The organism is Neobacillus sp. SAB-20_R2A, from assembly GCF_049568635.1.
In the GTDB taxonomy this organism is placed as follows: domain Bacteria; phylum Bacillota; class Bacilli; order Bacillales; family Cytobacillaceae; genus Neobacillus; species Neobacillus citreus.
The window spans coordinates 15,560-31,679 of record NZ_CP145895.1 but is presented as its reverse complement, the minus strand read 5'-3'; the positions used below and the strand labels follow the sequence as shown (position 1 = coordinate 31,679).

14 protein-coding genes, 1 tRNA gene, 1 rRNA gene, 1 other RNA gene and 1 other annotated feature are annotated in these 16,120 nt (G+C 44.5%); of the genes, 3 read left to right on the top strand and 14 right to left on the bottom strand.

Features of this window, described 5'->3' with window-relative positions; translation table 11 throughout:
- Positions 1-29 precede the first annotated feature (29 nt).
- The 8 genes from V5M37_RS00150 to tadA all read right to left on the bottom strand — a co-directional run bounded on the left by V5M37_RS00150 (position 30) and on the right by tadA (position 6,447).
- Positions 30-1,579: ribosomal RNA gene (locus V5M37_RS00150) — 16S ribosomal RNA — on the bottom strand.
- Between the two features lie 281 nt (positions 1,580-1,860).
- The gene (locus V5M37_RS00145; protein ID WP_423800280.1) at positions 1,861-2,124 is read right to left on the bottom strand and encodes a pro-sigmaK processing inhibitor BofA family protein; all 264 of its coding nucleotides are present in this window, start codon (positions 2,122-2,124) and stop codon (positions 1,861-1,863) included.
- Positions 2,125-2,232: 108 nt separating this feature from the next.
- Positions 2,233-2,451, bottom strand: coding sequence for a YaaL family protein (locus V5M37_RS00140; protein ID WP_423800279.1), 219 nt, complete (start codon positions 2,449-2,451; stop codon positions 2,233-2,235).
- 49 nt (positions 2,452-2,500) lie between these two features.
- Positions 2,501-3,097: a recombination mediator RecR gene (gene recR, locus V5M37_RS00135; RefSeq protein ID WP_213121203.1), complete on the bottom strand. Its 597-nt coding sequence runs from the start codon at positions 3,095-3,097 to the stop codon at positions 2,501-2,503.
- Positions 3,098-3,179: 82 nt separating this feature from the next.
- Complete coding sequence (locus V5M37_RS00130; protein ID WP_213148382.1) at positions 3,180-3,497, bottom strand: YbaB/EbfC family nucleoid-associated protein; 318 nt, start codon at positions 3,495-3,497, stop codon at positions 3,180-3,182.
- A 75-nt stretch (positions 3,498-3,572) separates the two neighbouring features.
- Positions 3,573-5,261 carry a DNA polymerase III subunit gamma/tau gene (dnaX, locus tag V5M37_RS00125; RefSeq protein ID WP_423800278.1) on the bottom strand — a complete coding sequence of 563 codons (1,689 nt, stop codon included), beginning with the start codon at positions 5,259-5,261 and terminating at the stop codon, positions 3,573-3,575.
- A gap of 320 nt (positions 5,262-5,581) precedes the next feature.
- Positions 5,582-5,846, bottom strand: an RNA gene (gene ffs / locus V5M37_RS00120) — signal recognition particle sRNA large type.
- A gap of 91 nt (positions 5,847-5,937) precedes the next feature.
- Positions 5,938-6,447: a tRNA adenosine(34) deaminase TadA gene (gene tadA, locus V5M37_RS00115; RefSeq protein ID WP_423800277.1), complete on the bottom strand. Its 510-nt coding sequence runs from the start codon at positions 6,445-6,447 to the stop codon at positions 5,938-5,940.
- A gap of 119 nt (positions 6,448-6,566) precedes the next feature.
- On the opposite strand from tadA, the gene V5M37_RS00110 reads away from it, so the two are divergent.
- The 3 genes from V5M37_RS00110 (at position 6,567) to V5M37_RS00100 (ending at position 9,491) form a co-directional block, all read left to right on the top strand.
- Positions 6,567-7,871 (top strand): glycosyl hydrolase family 18 protein, encoded by a 1,305-nt coding sequence (locus tag V5M37_RS00110; RefSeq protein WP_423800276.1) that lies wholly within the window; start codon positions 6,567-6,569, stop codon positions 7,869-7,871.
- Positions 7,872-8,131: 260 nt separating this feature from the next.
- A complete protein-coding gene (locus V5M37_RS00105; protein ID WP_378585779.1) occupies positions 8,132-8,779 on the top strand; it encodes a deoxynucleoside kinase in 648 nt (215 codons plus the stop codon).
- 10 nt (positions 8,780-8,789) lie between these two features.
- Entirely contained in the window at positions 8,790-9,491 is a 702-nt protein-coding gene (locus tag V5M37_RS00100; protein WP_423800275.1) for a deoxynucleoside kinase, read from the top strand.
- Positions 9,492-9,589: 98 nt separating this feature from the next.
- On the opposite strand, the gene V5M37_RS00095 is transcribed toward V5M37_RS00100, so the two are convergent.
- From V5M37_RS00095 to guaB, 6 genes are all read right to left on the bottom strand, one after another.
- Positions 9,590-9,682, bottom strand: a tRNA-Ser gene (locus V5M37_RS00095).
- A 100-nt stretch (positions 9,683-9,782) separates the two neighbouring features.
- Positions 9,783-11,060 carry a serine--tRNA ligase gene (serS, locus tag V5M37_RS00090; RefSeq protein ID WP_423800274.1) on the bottom strand — a complete coding sequence of 426 codons (1,278 nt, stop codon included), beginning with the start codon at positions 11,058-11,060 and terminating at the stop codon, positions 9,783-9,785.
- 56 nt (positions 11,061-11,116) lie between these two features.
- Positions 11,117-11,339, bottom strand: a binding site (T-box leader).
- A gap of 56 nt (positions 11,340-11,395) precedes the next feature.
- Positions 11,396-11,989: a pyridoxal 5'-phosphate synthase glutaminase subunit PdxT gene (pdxT, locus tag V5M37_RS00085; RefSeq protein ID WP_423800273.1), complete on the bottom strand. Its 594-nt coding sequence runs from the start codon at positions 11,987-11,989 to the stop codon at positions 11,396-11,398.
- 1 nt (position 11,990) lies between these two features.
- Positions 11,991-12,872 carry a pyridoxal 5'-phosphate synthase lyase subunit PdxS gene (pdxS, locus tag V5M37_RS00080; protein WP_213148390.1) on the bottom strand — a complete coding sequence of 294 codons (882 nt, stop codon included), beginning with the start codon at positions 12,870-12,872 and terminating at the stop codon, positions 11,991-11,993.
- Positions 12,873-13,040: 168 nt separating this feature from the next.
- A complete protein-coding gene (locus tag V5M37_RS00075) occupies positions 13,041-14,366 on the bottom strand; it encodes a D-alanyl-D-alanine carboxypeptidase family protein (RefSeq protein ID WP_423802552.1) in 1,326 nt (441 codons plus the stop codon).
- Positions 14,367-14,622: 256 nt separating this feature from the next.
- Entirely contained in the window at positions 14,623-16,086 is a 1,464-nt protein-coding gene (gene guaB / locus V5M37_RS00070; RefSeq protein WP_423800272.1) for an IMP dehydrogenase, read from the bottom strand.
- Positions 16,087-16,120 lie beyond the last annotated feature (34 nt).

Below are 16,120 nucleotides of genomic sequence, written 5' to 3'. Positions count from 1 at the left end.
TCAGCCCTAAAGGGCTGCATTATCCTTAGAAAGGAGGTGATCCAGCCGCACCTTCCGATACGGCTACCTTGTTACGACTTCACCCCAATCATCTGTCCCACCTTAGGCGGCTGGCTCCTTACGGTTACCCCACCGACTTCGGGTGTTACAAACTCTCGTGGTGTGACGGGCGGTGTGTACAAGGCCCGGGAACGTATTCACCGCGGCATGCTGATCCGCGATTACTAGCGATTCCGGCTTCATGCAGGCGAGTTGCAGCCTGCAATCCGAACTGAGAATGGTTTTATGGGATTGGCTCCACCTCGCGGCTTCGCTGCCCTTTGTACCATCCATTGTAGCACGTGTGTAGCCCAGGTCATAAGGGGCATGATGATTTGACGTCATCCCCACCTTCCTCCGGTTTGTCACCGGCAGTCACCTTAGAGTGCCCAACTGAATGCTGGCAACTAAGATCAAGGGTTGCGCTCGTTGCGGGACTTAACCCAACATCTCACGACACGAGCTGACGACAACCATGCACCACCTGTCACTCTGTCCCCCGAAGGGGAAATTCCTATCTCTAGGAGTGTCAGAGGATGTCAAGACCTGGTAAGGTTCTTCGCGTTGCTTCGAATTAAACCACATGCTCCACCGCTTGTGCGGGCCCCCGTCAATTCCTTTGAGTTTCAGCCTTGCGGCCGTACTCCCCAGGCGGAGTGCTTAATGCGTTAGCTGCAGCACTAAAGGGCGGAAACCCTCTAACACTTAGCACTCATCGTTTACGGCGTGGACTACCAGGGTATCTAATCCTGTTTGCTCCCCACGCTTTCGCGCCTCAGCGTCAGTTACAGACCAGAAAGCCGCCTTCGCCACTGGTGTTCCTCCACATCTCTACGCATTTCACCGCTACACGTGGAATTCCGCTTTCCTCTTCTGCACTCAAGTCCCCCAGTTTCCAATGACCCTCCACGGTTGAGCCGTGGGCTTTCACATCAGACTTAAAGGACCGCCTGCGCGCGCTTTACGCCCAATAATTCCGGACAACGCTTGCCACCTACGTATTACCGCGGCTGCTGGCACGTAGTTAGCCGTGGCTTTCTGGTCAGGTACCGTCAAGGTACCGGCAGTTACTCCGATACTTGTTCTTCCCTGACAACAGAGCTTTACGACCCGAAGGCCTTCATCGCTCACGCGGCGTTGCTCCATCAGACTTTCGTCCATTGTGGAAGATTCCCTACTGCTGCCTCCCGTAGGAGTCTGGGCCGTGTCTCAGTCCCAGTGTGGCCGATCACCCTCTCAGGTCGGCTACGCATCGTCGCCTTGGTGAGCCGTTACCTCACCAACTAGCTAATGCGCCGCGGGCCCATCTGTAAGTGTCAGCCGAAACCGACTTTCAACCTTCCCTCATGCGAGGGAAGAAATTATCCGGTATTAGCTCCGGTTTCCCGAAGTTATCCCAGTCTTACAGGCAGGTTGCCCACGTGTTACTCACCCGTCCGCCGCTAACCACCGGGAGCAAGCTCCCAGTGATTCGCTCGACTTGCATGTATTAGGCACGCCGCCAGCGTTCGTCCTGAGCCAGGATCAAACTCTCCAATAAAGTTGAGTTGATTAGCTCAAAAATGTTACGTTGGCTTCGTTTCAAATGAAACGAATATTATTGTTTGTTGACGTTTTTGTTTGTTTAGTTTTCAAAGGTCAATTTCTCCGTCGCCTTAAAACGACTTTTTAAATATATCATTTCTTGTTGTTGAAGTCAACAACTTTTTTTATTTCTTGTCTGCCGTGTTAGCGGCGACTTAAAATATATTACAGGATAATTTTATGTTGGTCAATACTTTTTTCAAAAAAAATAAACCGCTGCTAAAGAGCGGTTCTGTCTCAAAGAACCCATTGCTGAATCGCCACTAACGCACATAGGCCCGGAATTCCCAAAAACCCTGATACAGCAGACGTGGCAAAATTTATTGGAACATGAATCCCGAACTGATTTCCTGCTGTATTGAGGAAAAACAAAAATAATGCTCCTATCAATATTTTTATAACAGCTTGGCCGGCAAATCGGGCAGGCTTGAATGGCGCTCCGGTAAATAACAATAATACAATCAGTCCCCCTAAAACGGCAATCACAAACATTGGTTCCAAAAAGCGTCACCCTCCAATGGTCTCTTTACTTAAAAAGCTATGTACAAGCCCTTAAAAATAGAACAATAAAAAAACTCAAGCAATCAATTGCTTGAGTTGTAAAAATATTTATTTTGTTAATGTCACATTTCTGTATTTAGCTTCTCTTAATAGAAGAATATATTTTGCTTCTGCGACTTTTGATTGGCAAATGACCTCTTCAGAGGGATCAAGACTTCTTTCCAAAAGGAGTTTTTCCTGCCGCCAATAATCTTTATATTTATTTAACTGGATTAAAAGCTTTTCATTATATTCCTTCCGAAGCTTTCCTTTGCGCCGAAAAAACATCGCCATCCCCCCGGCATTAAAGCATTTAAATTTAATTTTAATTTTAATATTACAATTCTCTTCGCCCTTCTAATGCTTTTGATAAGGTAACCTCATCTGCATACTCAAGGTCCCCGCCTACCGGCAGTCCGTGGGCAATCCTTGTTGTTTTAATACCTGACGGCTTCAGCAGCCGGGAGATATACATAGCTGTTGCTTCCCCTTCAATATTGGGATTGGTAGCTAAAATGACTTCCTGAATAGTTTCGTCCTGAAGCCGCTTTAGCAGTCCGGGAATATTGATATCCTCCGGGCCGATGCCATCCATAGGTGAAATAGCCCCGTGCAAAACATGATACAATCCGTTGTAATCCTTCATTTTCTCCATTGCAATTACATCTTTTGGATCCTGCACTACACATATTATGCCCTTATTCCGGCGCTGATCTTCACATATGTAACATGGATCTTGATCGGTAATGTGACCGCAGACAGAGCAGTATGTTAAATTCCGCTTGGCATTCACTAATGCTTTTGCAAAATCCAAGACGGTATCCTCTTTCATACTTAAGACAAAAAAAGCCAACCGTGCGGCTGTTTTTGGCCCAATGCCAGGAAGCTTCATAAAGCTATCAATTAGCTTCGAAATCGGTTCTGGATAATGCATAATTTATGTTCCTCTCTTTAGAAAAAGCTAAAAGCGCCCTTAGCAGCATGTGGCTGCTTAAGGCGCTTAACGCTTATTGTTTTTAAAATGGCAGGTTTAATCCTTTTGTAAATTGTCCCATAGTATTATTGGAAAGCTCATCAGCTTTTTTAAGTGCATCGTTTACGGCTGCAAGGACAAGGTCTTGAAGCATTTCCACATCATCAGGATCGACTGCTTCAGGTTTAATTTGAACATCTACAACCTCTTTATGGCCTGTTACCACGACGGTTACCATTCCGCCGCCGGCAGTTCCTTCAATTTTTTCCTCACCTAATTGTTCTTGTGCCTCTGCCATTTTCTTCTGCATTTTTTGCACTTGCTTCATCATATTTTGCATATTACCCATTCCACCACGCATTGATAAATCAACCTCCAATTAAATTTAGATTATATAATCACATTGATAGCTGTTTTTGGCGTTTTCGCCTAACTTTTAATCAATTATTTCAATAAATTCTTCGCCAAATAGCTTTTTGGCTTCAGCGATATGTGGCTCCTCTTCATGGGCAGGCCCGCTGATTTCCCCTTCTTCCCCATGCTGGGTGCTTAAGAAATTTTCACGGATGGTTAACCACTGCTCTTCAGGAACTCCTAAAAGTGTGAACCTTTTGCCAGTTAATTGGTTCAAGATAGTGCTTACTGCTTCCAGGAAATCGCCTCGGCTCATCGCCATTTGACAAATCATTTCATGCTTGAATTTTAAAACAAAGGCTGCTGCAGATGCTGCAACCGGCTCTGCTTCATTTAATAAGGCAGCATGTGATTTCATGAGACTCGATCGCATTTCGCCCCAATTACCCTTGATCAGATTCAAGTCATTTTTTGTGGCTTGCTTTAGCACTTCATTTATTTTACCAACAGCCGGCTGGAAGGCGTTTCTTGAGGTTCTTTGTACCTGTTTTTGTGGCTGTGGCGCGGCATCTTGAGGTGCTGCGGCTACGCCGTTAGCTTTTAAGTGATGAAGTTCCGACTCAAGCTGCTCAATCCTCGTCAGTAGCTGCTGCAATTCCCCAGAACTCGCGGTCTCTCTTTGGCTAGTTTCCATTTGGCAAAGCTTAACAATGGCTACCTCCAGGAAAATCCTCGGGTGATTGGTCCAGCGCATTTCTTGCTGAGTCTTATTTAAGAAATCAATCAGCTGATAAATTTGCTCTGTTGGCGTTTCGTCTGCCATCAGGCGAAACTCATCATCCAGCATCACCCGCTCGAGAGATTCCTCAAGATTTGGTGCCGTTTTGTATAGCAGCATATCCCTGTAAAACAAGATCAAATCTTCGATAAAGCGCGCTGGGTCCTTTCCATGAAATAAAAGTTCCTCGAGCGCCTCCAGACCGCTTGCCACATCTTTATCCTGAAACGCCTTGGCCGTTTTATTTAAAAATGCCTGTGATGCAGAGCCTGTGACGGTCAACGCATCTTCAACTGTCACCAGGTCCTGACTGTAGGATATGGCTTGATCCAACAGACTTAATGCGTCACGCATTCCACCTTCAGCTGCTCTGGCTATCATTTGCAAGGCCCGCTCATCGCAGTCAACGCCGGTTTCCTCGACAATCAGCTTCATCCGATTAACAATAGACCCTGCGGTAATCCGTCTGAAATCAAAACGCTGGCATCTTGAAATAATCGTCAGTGGGATTTTATGCGGTTCTGTCGTGGCTAAAATAAAGATGACATGCTTCGGCGGTTCTTCCAGCGTTTTAAGTAAAGCATTAAAAGCGCTAATGGAGAGCATATGCACTTCGTCGATGATATAGACCTTATAGTTTACTGCCGTGGGGGCAAATTTGACCTTATCAAGAACATCACGCATCTCCTCCACCCGCGAGTTAGAGGCAGCGTCAAACTCCAGGACATCAGGAATCGTTCCATTCGTGATCCCGAGGCAGGCCGCACATTCATTGCACGGTTCAGCAACAGGAGCATGCTCACAATTAATCGCCTTTGCTAATATTTTAGCCGCACTCGTCTTTCCTGTTCCTCTTGGACCGGAAAATAGGTATGCATGAGAGATTTTTTGCTGAAGCAGGGCGTTTTGCAATGTCTGCGTGACATGTTCCTGTCCCACTACGTCAAAAAATTTCTGCGGACGCCAAACCCGATATAAAGCTTGATATGACACTCGACATCGCCCCCTTCAAATTAGTCTAATATATTATAACGTATTCAAATTCCTTTTTACAAAAGTAATCCTAAGAGTTCACAAAAAAACTCATCCCAGAATCTGAGATGAGTTTGGTTTGCGGTAATAGATAGTTCCATGTTATTAACATGACTACCGTCTAGCTCCAGCGTCCAGCGTCTAGTGTACTTCGCTCTTCTCCCTACGATAAGTCAACATCGAATCGCTATCGCTCTTCGTGTTTCCTTTATCTCAGTCGAAGCGCTCCAGTCCATACGCCGCTAAACGGACGCTTCCGCTTTTGTAATATGTAATAACTGCCGCGCACCTTCCGTCGACTGACGCCCATAAGCGTTACTTAAGCAGTTAGCTCGGCCCAGGCACCCCTGCGGCACATGAGAGCGTCCACTTAATGCTGCTTCCTTCCGGACCTGACATAGTTCATGGATTCCCATTGCGCAGGACCCAGGCGTCAACACCACTTACTTAAGGCAGACCCTACAGGCCATCAGCCTCGGGAAGGGATTCCGTCCCGCTAGAGCGGATTGCGGGTACAGGGCACCGCTACCTCCCCACCTAGCGCGGCAAAGTTGATACCAATTATTAGTGCGTCGTATCTGACGCCTTTTTAGTATACAAACAATCTAGCAAAAAAGCAATCGATATTAACTGTAAATTACTGTAAGTTTGTTTCTGATGCGTGCCGCTTCGACTTTTTCTCCTGCTTCTTGCGATCTCTTATTTTTTGAAAAAAAGATGAAAGCATGCTGCCGCACTCTTCTGCTAAGACGCCTTTAACAACCTCGCATTGGTGGTTAAAGCGTGAATCCTGCAAAAGATTCATTAGCGTTCCGGCACACCCGCCCTTTGGATCGCTCGCCCCGTATACCACGCGTTTGACCCTCGATAAGATAATCGCCCCTGAACACATCGGGCAAGGCTCCAACGTGACATAAAGAGTAGTATCCTCTAACCGCCATGAGCCTGTTTCCCGGCAGGCCTGGTCAATGGCCAGCAGCTCGGCGTGGGCCGTCGCATTCTGCTCGCTTTCTCTTAAATTGTGGGCCCGGGCAATAATATTACCATCATGGATAAGAACAGCCCCAATTGGCACCTCATTCAGCTCCTCTGCCTTCCTTGCTTCTGCTATGGCTTCCAGCATAAATTTCTCATCTTGGTTAGTCATCTTAATAAACCGCCTTCTATAACTAATTCCGTTTATAAGAAAATTATTAACATTATAACATGTATTAAGTCCCGCCCTCATAGAATAGTTGTAGCGCAAATGTGCAGGGAGGGATTGAGATGCAGATTCATGTGGTTAAAAGAAATGAATCGCTGACAACCATTGCAAGAGCTTACCATACAACCACCCAGGATATTATAGAGGCAAATGATTTGCCAAATCCTAATCAGCTGGTTATCGGACAATCACTTGTCATTCCGATTATCGGCCGTTTTCATTTCGTTCAGTCGGGTGAATCATTATTTACAATAGCCCGCGATTACGGCACTACCGCCCAGGAACTTGCCAATGTGAACCGCATTCCCGTTAACCAGCCGCTCAATGTCGGTCTAAGGCTTTATATTCCTCAGGGAAAAAAAAGAAATGCCGAATTCAATGCTTACGTGGAACCACGCGGGACATCTGTTGCCCCTAATTTGGAAGCAAGTGCCCGCGAGGCAGCGCCCTATATTACCTATTTAGCCCCATTCAGCTTTCAGGCCCGGCGTGACGGCACGCTAAAAGAGCCTCTATTAAATAACTTTCCGGCGATTGCAAACGCCAACCGCAATGTCTTAATGATGGTCATCAATAACCAGGAAAATGACCAGTTCAGCGATGAGCTAGGGCGGATTCTTCTTAATGACATCGCAATTCAAGATAGATTTATCAATAACATTGTCTCCACCGCAAAAAAGTACGGCTTCCGTGATATCCATTTTGATTTTGAATTCTTGCGCCCTGCTGACCGCGAGGCTTATAACCGCTTTTTAAGAAAGGCAAAGCAGCGCTTTTCACGTGAAGGATGGCTCATGTCCACTGCCCTTGCGCCAAAAACAAGTGCAACCCAGCAAGGAAAATGGTATGAAGGACATGATTATAAGGCTCACGGTCAAATATCCGACTTTGTTGTCATCATGACCTATGAATGGGGCTACAGCGGCGGTCCGGCCATGGCAGTCTCGCCAATTGACCAGGTAAAAAAAGTGTTGGATTATGCGGTGACAGATATACCATCTAACAAAATCCTCATGGGGCAAAATCTCTATGGTTATGATTGGACCCTGCCTTTCGTTCAAGGTACCGTGGCAAAGGCTGTCAGCCCGCAGCAAGCCATCCAGCTTGCTGCCCAACACAATGTCCCAATTGAATACGATACAAAAGCGCAAGCACCACATTTTAGATATAGGGATGCGGCTGGCAAAGAGCATGAAGTCTGGTTTGAAGACGCCCGCTCTATCCAGGCAAAATTTGATTTGATCAAACAGATGAATTTAAGAGGAATGAGCTATTGGAAACTAGGCCTTGCCTTCCCGCAAAACTGGCTGTTGATCGTTGATAATTTCAACGTAACAAAAAGAGGAACACGAGTATTCTCCACCTGATAACTGCCGGTCTCCGGCGGTTTTTTCTTTCTTATAAACATGTAAAAGCTTCCTCAAAAATTCCATATCCCTTCCTGTACCGATTGTGATAAAATGATGTTTGTGTCGAATTAAAGCATAATTGCTCGAATAAGTGACAAGGTGCTTGTCGCTTTTTGGCGACTTTGCAGGACAATTATTAAAAATTGCATATATATATGAACCAGACGAATCTGGAAAAGATAGAACCTGCAGGCAATTGGAGAAGGAGGAGCAGCCAAATGGGGGGTACACCCTTTATTACCGTTGAGGGACCGATAGGTGTCGGAAAGACATCTCTCGCCAAAGCCATCTCTCGGCATTTTGAGTTTGAATTATTAAAAGAGATTGTCGATGAAAATCCATTCTTAGGGAAATTTTATGAAAACATCGAGGAATGGAGTTTCCAGACAGAAATGTTTTTCCTCTGCAATCGCTTTAAACAGCTTGGAGATATTAATTCCCATTATTTAAGCAAAAATAAATCTGTAGTGGCTGACTATCATATATTTAAAAATTTAATTTTTGCTACTCGGACATTGAGTCCTGACGAATACAAAAAATATTATAAGATTTATCAAATTTTGACAGAGGATATGCCAAAGCCGAATGTCATCATATATTTGCACGCAAGTCTCGATACCTTATTAAAGCGAATAAAAATCCGTGGGCGCGAGGTCGAGAAAAACATCAGCCCGCTTTATTTAGAGCAGCTTTCCATAGATTATGAAAACACAATGGCTATTTTTGAAAAGGAGCATCCGGAAATACCGGTTCTCCGTTTCAGTGGTGATGAGCTGGATTTTGTGAAAAACGAGCAGGATCTAGACTATATCATTGAAAAGCTTGGAGTATCATTGAAAGCAAACAGTTGGACAAACACTATATAGAAACAGGGGGATGTTCGTGAGCATCGTTATTGGAGGCATGATCGGTCTCGGCAAAACGAGTGTGGCTGACACTTTAAAAGCACACTTTCAGAATAATGGCATTGACAGCAAGGTTTTTTATGAAGCGGTGGATGACAACCCGATTCTCCCGCTTTACTATGAATTAACACAGGAAGAATTGGATGCAAGAAGAATTCCCTTCCTATTGCAATTATTTTTTTTGAATAAACGGTTTAAAACAGTCAAGGATTGCATCAATTGGACAAACCCGATTTATACCATTCAGGACCGTTCTATTTATGAAGATTGGTACTTCGCCTATGTCAATAAAAATTTAGGAAGGATTTCCAGCCTCGAATTTAAAATCTATGAAGAATTAGTCGACAATATGCTGGAGGAATTAAAAGAACTTCCCAAAAAAGCTCCTGATTTGATGGTTTATTTAAAAGGATCGTTTGATACGGTGATTGATCGGATTATGGCCCGCGGCCGCAGCTTTGAAATTAACCCGGAACTGAAGGAATATTATTTCGAGGTTTGGAAGGGCTATGATGAATGGGTCATGGAGCGCTATAATGCCAGTGAGGTTTTGGTCATTGATATGGACACAACCGATGTGGTGAATAGTGAAGCTGACGCCATACGAGTATGCCAAGAAGTAGAAGACAAGCTAAAGGAAATTTTATATATAACAAAAGCACATATTGGGTAATCCCTGATATGTGCTTTTTTCTTTAAAAATAAAAAATCCGTTACAAAGGATTGTAACGAATTTTTATCTCCAGTTTTTATGCGCGTTTTTACTTGTGATGGCGGAGGAAGAGGGATTCGAACCCCCGCGCGGTTTAACCCGCCTGTCGGTTTTCAAGACCGATCCCTTCAGCCGGACTTGGGTATTCCTCCGTGACAACAGAAGTTAATTTATCATATATTTAACCCTGTGTCAACATTATTAATATGCCATTAAAAAAAGGCGCTATTCAACTTGGTTATACATTGTTTATTACGGCTTTATGACGTCGCGGCCACCCATATATGGACGCAGCACGGCTGGAATTACGACACTGCCGTCATCCTGCTGGTAGTTTTCCAGAATAGCTGCAACCGTACGGCCGATCGCGAGGCCAGAGCCATTAAGTGTATGCACATGCTCCGGTTTTGACTTAGGGTCGCGGCGGAAGCGGATGTTAGCACGTCTTGCCTGGAACGCCTCAAAATTACTGCAAGAAGAAATTTCACGGTAAGTTCCATAGCTCGGGATCCACACTTCAATATCGTATTTTTTCGCCGCAGTAAAGCCCAGGTCACCTGTACACATGCTTAACACACGATACGGCAATTCCAGTAATTGAAGAACCTTTTCGGCATCAGCAGTCAGTTTTTCCAGCTCCTGATAAGAATCCTCTGGCTTTACAAACTTCACAAGCTCAACCTTATTGAATTGGTGCTGGCGAATTAATCCCCTTGTGTCACGCCCTGCAGAACCAGCTTCAGAACGGAAGCAAGCGCTGTAGGCTGCAAAGCGGATTGGCAGCTCTTCGCCGCTTAAAATTTCATCGCGGTAATAATTGGTGACTGGTACCTCTGCGGTCGGTATTAGGAAGTAGTCCTCGCTTTCAATTAAAAAGGCATCCTCTTCAAACTTTGGCAGCTGGCCTGTTCCAGTCATGCTGGTACGATTCACCATATATGGAGGCAGTATCTCTGTGTAACCATGCTCATCGACATGGAGGTCAAGCATGAAGCTTATTAACGCACGCTCAAGGCGGGCACCAAGACCTTTATAAAAAACAAAGCGGCTGCCGGTCACCTTTCCTGCTCGTTCAAAATCAAGAATTCCCAAATGGTCAGCTACATCCCAATGCGGTTTCGCCTCAAAGCCGAACTCGCGGACCTGGCCCCATTTGCGGATTTCTACGTTATCGTCTTCTGTCTCGCCAATAGGCACAGTTTCATGGGGAATATTTGGAATGCTAAGCAATAATAGCTCTAATGTCTCCTCAACGCCTCTTAGTTCATCGTCGAGTTCCTTGATGCGGTCGCCAACCTCACGCATTTCCTTTATAAGGTGATCGGCATCCTGCTTCTCACGTTTTAATACTGCAACTTGCTGAGAAACTTCATTCCGCTTGGATTTCAGTTTTTCCGCTTCGACAATTAATTCGCGCCGTTTAACGTCTAAATCTTCAAATCGGCCTAAGTCTGTTAAATCTTCACCGCGATGCTGCAGCTTTTCTTTAACTTCGGCAAAATTGGCTCTTAAATACTTCAAATCCAACATGCTTAAACACTCCTTTATTATTTATCCGAGGGCAAACAAAAAACTCCCGCCCCTAAAACAGGGACGAGAGTTAACCCGCGATACCACCCTGGTTGACAGACGAATCTGTCCACCTTAAAAATGTAACGGTTTTTCACCGAGAGTCCTTACTAGCCTCGTGATGAGGTGTTCCGCACTCTACTCGAGGAGGGATTCACAAGTCTTATTCACCGGTTCACACCAGCCACCGGCTCTCTTTAGAATAAATCTCTTGTTACTAGTTCCTCTCATTGCTTTTGCATATTTCTAATTTGTATAACTTAGAGTACTATATTTATTTGCCAAAAGCAACCAATCTATACAGGCTGTTTTTGATTTTTTGCTTCTTTTACCATCTCAACAAAGTAAGCTGTAAGACGATGGTCATCCGTTAGTTCTGGATGAAACGAACAGCCTAAAAATTGCCCTTCACGCGCTAAAACAATGCGGCCATCATGCTTCGAAAGAATCTCGACCTCTTCGCCTGCCTCTACGATATGCGGGGCCCGGATAAAGACTGCTGGGAAGTCACCCGCGACATCTTTCACAGCGAGGTCAGCCTCGAAGCTATCCACCTGGCGTCCGAAGGAGTTGCGTTCAACCGTAACGTCCATCACACCTAGGTGAGGCTCACTGTATCCGACGATGTTTTTTGCCAAAAGAATAAGGCCTGCACAGGTACCGAACATCGGTTTACCTTCCCGGGCAAATTCCTTTAAGGAATCCATAAAATCATATTTATCGATCAGGCGGCGCATTGTCGTGCTTTCTCCACCAGGGAGAATAAGGCCATCAACGTCTTTTAATTCCTCTTTGTGTTTAATGGCAACGGCTTCGACACCACAAGCTTCTAATGATTGAATATGCTCACGAACTGCTCCTTGTAATGCGAGAACGCCAATTTTAATCATTTTACCATCCACGCTCCTGCATGCGAGCTTCAGGGGCTAATGAAGAAATTTCGATACCCTTCATTGGAGTTCCAAGATCCTTTGAAAGTTCAGCAATCAATTTATAGTCTTGGTAATGAGTTGTTGCTTCAACAATCGCTCTTGCAAATTTCGCAGGGTTTTCTGATTTAAAGATACCAGAGCCAACGAATACACCGTCTGAACCTAATTGCATCATTAACGCTGCATCAGCAGGTGTTGCAACACCACCAGCAGCAAAGTTAACAACAGGAAGGCGGCCATTGCGCTTAATTTCAAGCAATAATTCAAATGGTGCACCTAATAGCTTTGCTTCTGTCATAAGTTCATCTTCGTTCATGCTTACAACCTTGCGAATCTGTGCGTTAACCTTGCGGATATGGCGGACAGCTTCGACGATGTTGCCAGTTCCCGGTTCGCCTTTTGTACGAAGCATAGATGCTCCTTCGCCAATACGTCGGGCAGCCTCGCCCAAGTCACGGCAGCCGCATACAAATGGAACAGTAAAGTCACTCTTTAATAAGTGAAACTCTTCATCAGCAGGTGTTAATACTTCACTTTCATCGATATAGTCTACACCAAGTGCTTCAAGTACACGTGCTTCCACAATGTGGCCGATACGAGCCTTAGCCATAACAGGGATTGAAACAGCGTTAAGAACCTCTTCGACAATTCGAGGATCTGCCATTCTAGCAACGCCGCCAGCTGCACGAATATCAGAAGGTACGCGCTCTAGCGCCATTACCGCTACTGCGCCTGCTTCCTCAGCAATTTTTGCCTGTTCTGCATTAACAACGTCCATGATGACGCCGCCTTTTTGCATTTCTGCCATCCCACGTTTTACCCGATCCGTACCTGTTTTCATTTGTAAATCCCCCTTGTTTTTCCACGTCAAAAACGTTGATTATTTAGAAAATTCCTATTAATTCGATTTGAATTATTTATTCCATAAAATCATTAAAGCAACAAAAAAGGATTCCTGTCAAGACAAGAATCCTTTCCAACATTTTACTTATAGGTTCTTTAGAGCTAATTAGAACCAGCCTTTAACAGTGGAGGAGATGCCTCCCCAGACATCACCGAAAAATCCTCCGATGCCCCGCATCATTAGAACAAACCAATTTGCCTTCTCAACATCTTGGGCTGCAATGACATCTACTTGTAATTTGCTTTTGCCTTCCTCAGTTAAAAAGTTGACCTTATCGCTGTTTTTAGGCTCTATTGTTAGATAGCCGACCTTATCACCTTTTTTGATCGGTGCTGTTAGCTCACCTTTTTTGTTAATTTTATTTTTATCTAATACCAGTACCGGTTTATAATTTTCCTTTTCGCCATTTTCAATGACCATATTGATGGCTGACTTTGTATAAACTTTTACCTGGTCATTCTTCCCCTTAATAACAGGTATCGTTTTATGGCCCTTTACCTGATAGTGCTTTGGTACAATAGTTTCTTTTGTTGTATTGGCAAATGCATAGTCAAACATTTTCTTGGTCTCATCGAAGCGGGCCTTATAGTCCCCTTTGCCGCTCGCATCTTTAGCATTTTGCACAACTGTGATAAACCGTTTGCCATCACGGCTGGCAGTACCGGTAAAACAGTAGCCGGCAAAATCGGTGGTACCCGTCTTAAGTCCGTCGACACCTTTATATCCATAATCCAAAGAAGGAAGCATCCAGTTCCAGTTGATCATATTAATTGCGTCAGAAGTGCCTTCACGAAAAGTTTTCTTCGGTATGCTTGCCGTCTTTAACACTTCAGGATATTCATTAACTAGGTGGAAGGCAAGACTCGCTACCGCTCTTGGAGACATGACGTTTTCGTCTGTTTCACCGCTGCCTTCCGGATGCATGCCACGATATTCGGCATTATTTAAACCTGATGAGTTTACAAATTTATAATCCTTTAAGCCTAACTTTTTAGCTTTTTCATTCATCATTTTCACAAAATTAGTTTCAGACCCGGCAATTGTTTCGGCAATAGCAATCGTTGCTGCATTGGCAGAATAAATGACCATCGCTTCATACAACTCGCGGATTTTATATGTGCCGTCCTGGCGCAATGGAACATTCGACAATGCGCGGTCTTGGGAAATTTTATAAACAAGATCACTGACGTTATATTCCTGATCCCATTTCACTTTTCCATGTTTAATGGCATCTAGTAAAAGATATTCAGTCATCATTTTTGTCATGCTGGCAATCCCCATGACAGTATCAGCATTTTTTTCGTATAACACTTTGCCTGATTCAGCATCTACTAATATGGCACCGTCCGCGTTGATGTTTAACGCCGCGGCTGCCTCCGCTTTATCTTGGCCCATGCCGGCAAAAAGGCTGAAGAACAAAATAACGGCCATTGCACTGGCAAGATACTTTTTAAAAACATGTTTATTCACATTAACGCCCTCCATGATTTTTTACACTTTGGTTATTTTAACATAACTGCTTTATAAATCATAGAGAGAGCATCGAAGCATTCTTTTGCCAATTTTGATAGACTGCTAGAAATAGATAGGGCTTTTTACATACGTACTAGTAGTTGATTTCCGCTCCAAACAAATTTGGATAAAAAAATAGGAGCAGACGGAAAGGTCTGCTCCTGCTTCACTTAATTTACATTGAGTAGTTTGGTGCTTCTTTGGTGATTTGAACGTCGTGCGGGTGGCTTTCTCGTAAGCCGGCACCGGTCATTTTAACGAATTGCGCGTTCATTCGTAATTCTTCTAGGTTTTTCGTACCACAGTAGCCCATACCTGCACGTAAGCCGCCGACTAATTGATAAATGGTATCTGCCAATGGTCCTTTGTACGGAAGGCGTCCTTCGATGCCTTCTGGGACAAACTTTTTATTGTCCTCTTGGAAATAACGGTCTTTAGAACCCTTTTCCATTGCTGCTACTGAACCCATGCCGCGGTATACCTTAAAGCGGCGTCCTTGGAAAATTTCTGTTTCTCCAGGGCTTTCTGTTACCCCTGCAAGCATGCTTCCCAGCATCACGGCATGTCCGCCTGCTGCCAAAGCTTTGACGATATCACCAGAGTATTTAATACCACCGTCCGCAATAATCGTTTTCCCGTGTTTCATGGCTTCACCAGCACAGTCATAAACAGCTGTTATTTGCGGTACTCCGACACCAGCTACAACGCGTGTCGTACAAATCGAACCTGGTCCAATTCCAACCTTAACGACATCTACTCCGGCTTCGATTAAGGCCCTGGTTCCCTCTGCAGTGGCTACGTTTCCGGCGATAATCGCAAGGTTAGGGTAGGCAGCTCTAATTTGCCTTACAGTGTCTAGCACACCCTTGGAATGCCCGTGTGCGGTATCGACTACGATTACATCAACATTAGCCTTCACCAGCTTGTCGATCCGTTTCATCGTATCGCTTGTCACCCCAACTGCAGCTCCTGCCAATAGACGACCTTGGCTGTCCTTTGCGGAATTTGGGAACTCAATCACTTTTTCAATGTCCTTAATTGTGATTAAACCTTTTAACACTCCCTGATCATCCACAAGAGGCAGCTTTTCAATTTTATGCTTTTGAAGAATTTGTTCAGCTTCCTTCAAGGTTGTCCCAACTGAAGCAGTAATTAGATTTTCCTTCGTCATGACATCAGAGATCTTGAAAGAGTAATCCTGAATAAAACGAAGGTCCCTGTTGGTGATAATGCCAACCAGACGCTGTTCCTCCATGTTGTTAACGATTGGAACACCTGAAATACGATATTTCCCCATTAGATGCTCTGCATCAAATACTTGGTGTTCAGGAGTCAGGAAAAACGGATCAGTGATAACGCCGCTTTCTGAGCGCTTAACCTTTTCAACCTGTTCAGCCTGCTGTTCGATGGTCATATTCTTATGAATAATCCCAAGGCCGCCTTGGCGGGCCATAGCAATTGCCATTTCGGATTCCGTGACTGTGTCCATACCTGCACTTATAACTGGAATATTGAGCTTTACCGCAGGAGTTAACTCCACCTGCAAACTCACGTCGCGTGGCAGCACCTCTGATTTGCCAGGAATCAATAATACATCATCAAACGTTAATCCTTCTTTTGCGAACTTACTTTCCCACATATTAACAGCCTCCAGGTCAAAAAATATTATTTGT

Bases quoted from the DNA above. Each gene is read 5' to 3' on its own strand.
- V5M37_RS00075 (WP_423802552.1), bottom strand. From the start codon at position 14,366: ATGGCCGTTATTTTGTTCTTCAGCCTTTTTGCCGGCATGGGCCAAGAT.
- V5M37_RS00130 (WP_213148382.1), bottom strand. From the start codon at position 3,497: ATGCGTGGTGGAATGGGTAATATGCAAAATATGATGAAGCAAGTGCAA.
- V5M37_RS00110 (WP_423800276.1), top strand. From the start codon at position 6,567: ATGCAGATTCATGTGGTTAAAAGAAATGAATCGCTGACAACCATTGCA.
- recR (WP_213121203.1), bottom strand. From the start codon at position 3,097: ATGCATTATCCAGAACCGATTTCGAAGCTAATTGATAGCTTTATGAAG.
- serS (WP_423800274.1), bottom strand. From the start codon at position 11,060: ATGTTGGATTTGAAGTATTTAAGAGCCAATTTTGCCGAAGTTAAAGAA.
- tadA (WP_423800277.1), bottom strand. From the start codon at position 6,447: ATGACTAACCAAGATGAGAAATTTATGCTGGAAGCCATAGCAGAAGCA.
- V5M37_RS00100 (WP_423800275.1), top strand. From the start codon at position 8,790: ATGTTCGTGAGCATCGTTATTGGAGGCATGATCGGTCTCGGCAAAACG.
- V5M37_RS00140 (WP_423800279.1), bottom strand. From the start codon at position 2,451: ATGTTTTTTCGGCGCAAAGGAAAGCTTCGGAAGGAATATAATGAAAAG.
- pdxS (WP_213148390.1), bottom strand. From the start codon at position 12,872: ATGAAAACAGGTACGGATCGGGTAAAACGTGGGATGGCAGAAATGCAA.
- V5M37_RS00105 (WP_378585779.1), top strand. From the start codon at position 8,132: ATGGGGGGTACACCCTTTATTACCGTTGAGGGACCGATAGGTGTCGGA.
- guaB (WP_423800272.1), bottom strand. From the start codon at position 16,086: ATGTGGGAAAGTAAGTTCGCAAAAGAAGGATTAACGTTTGATGATGTA.
- pdxT (WP_423800273.1), bottom strand. From the start codon at position 11,989: ATGATTAAAATTGGCGTTCTCGCATTACAAGGAGCAGTTCGTGAGCAT.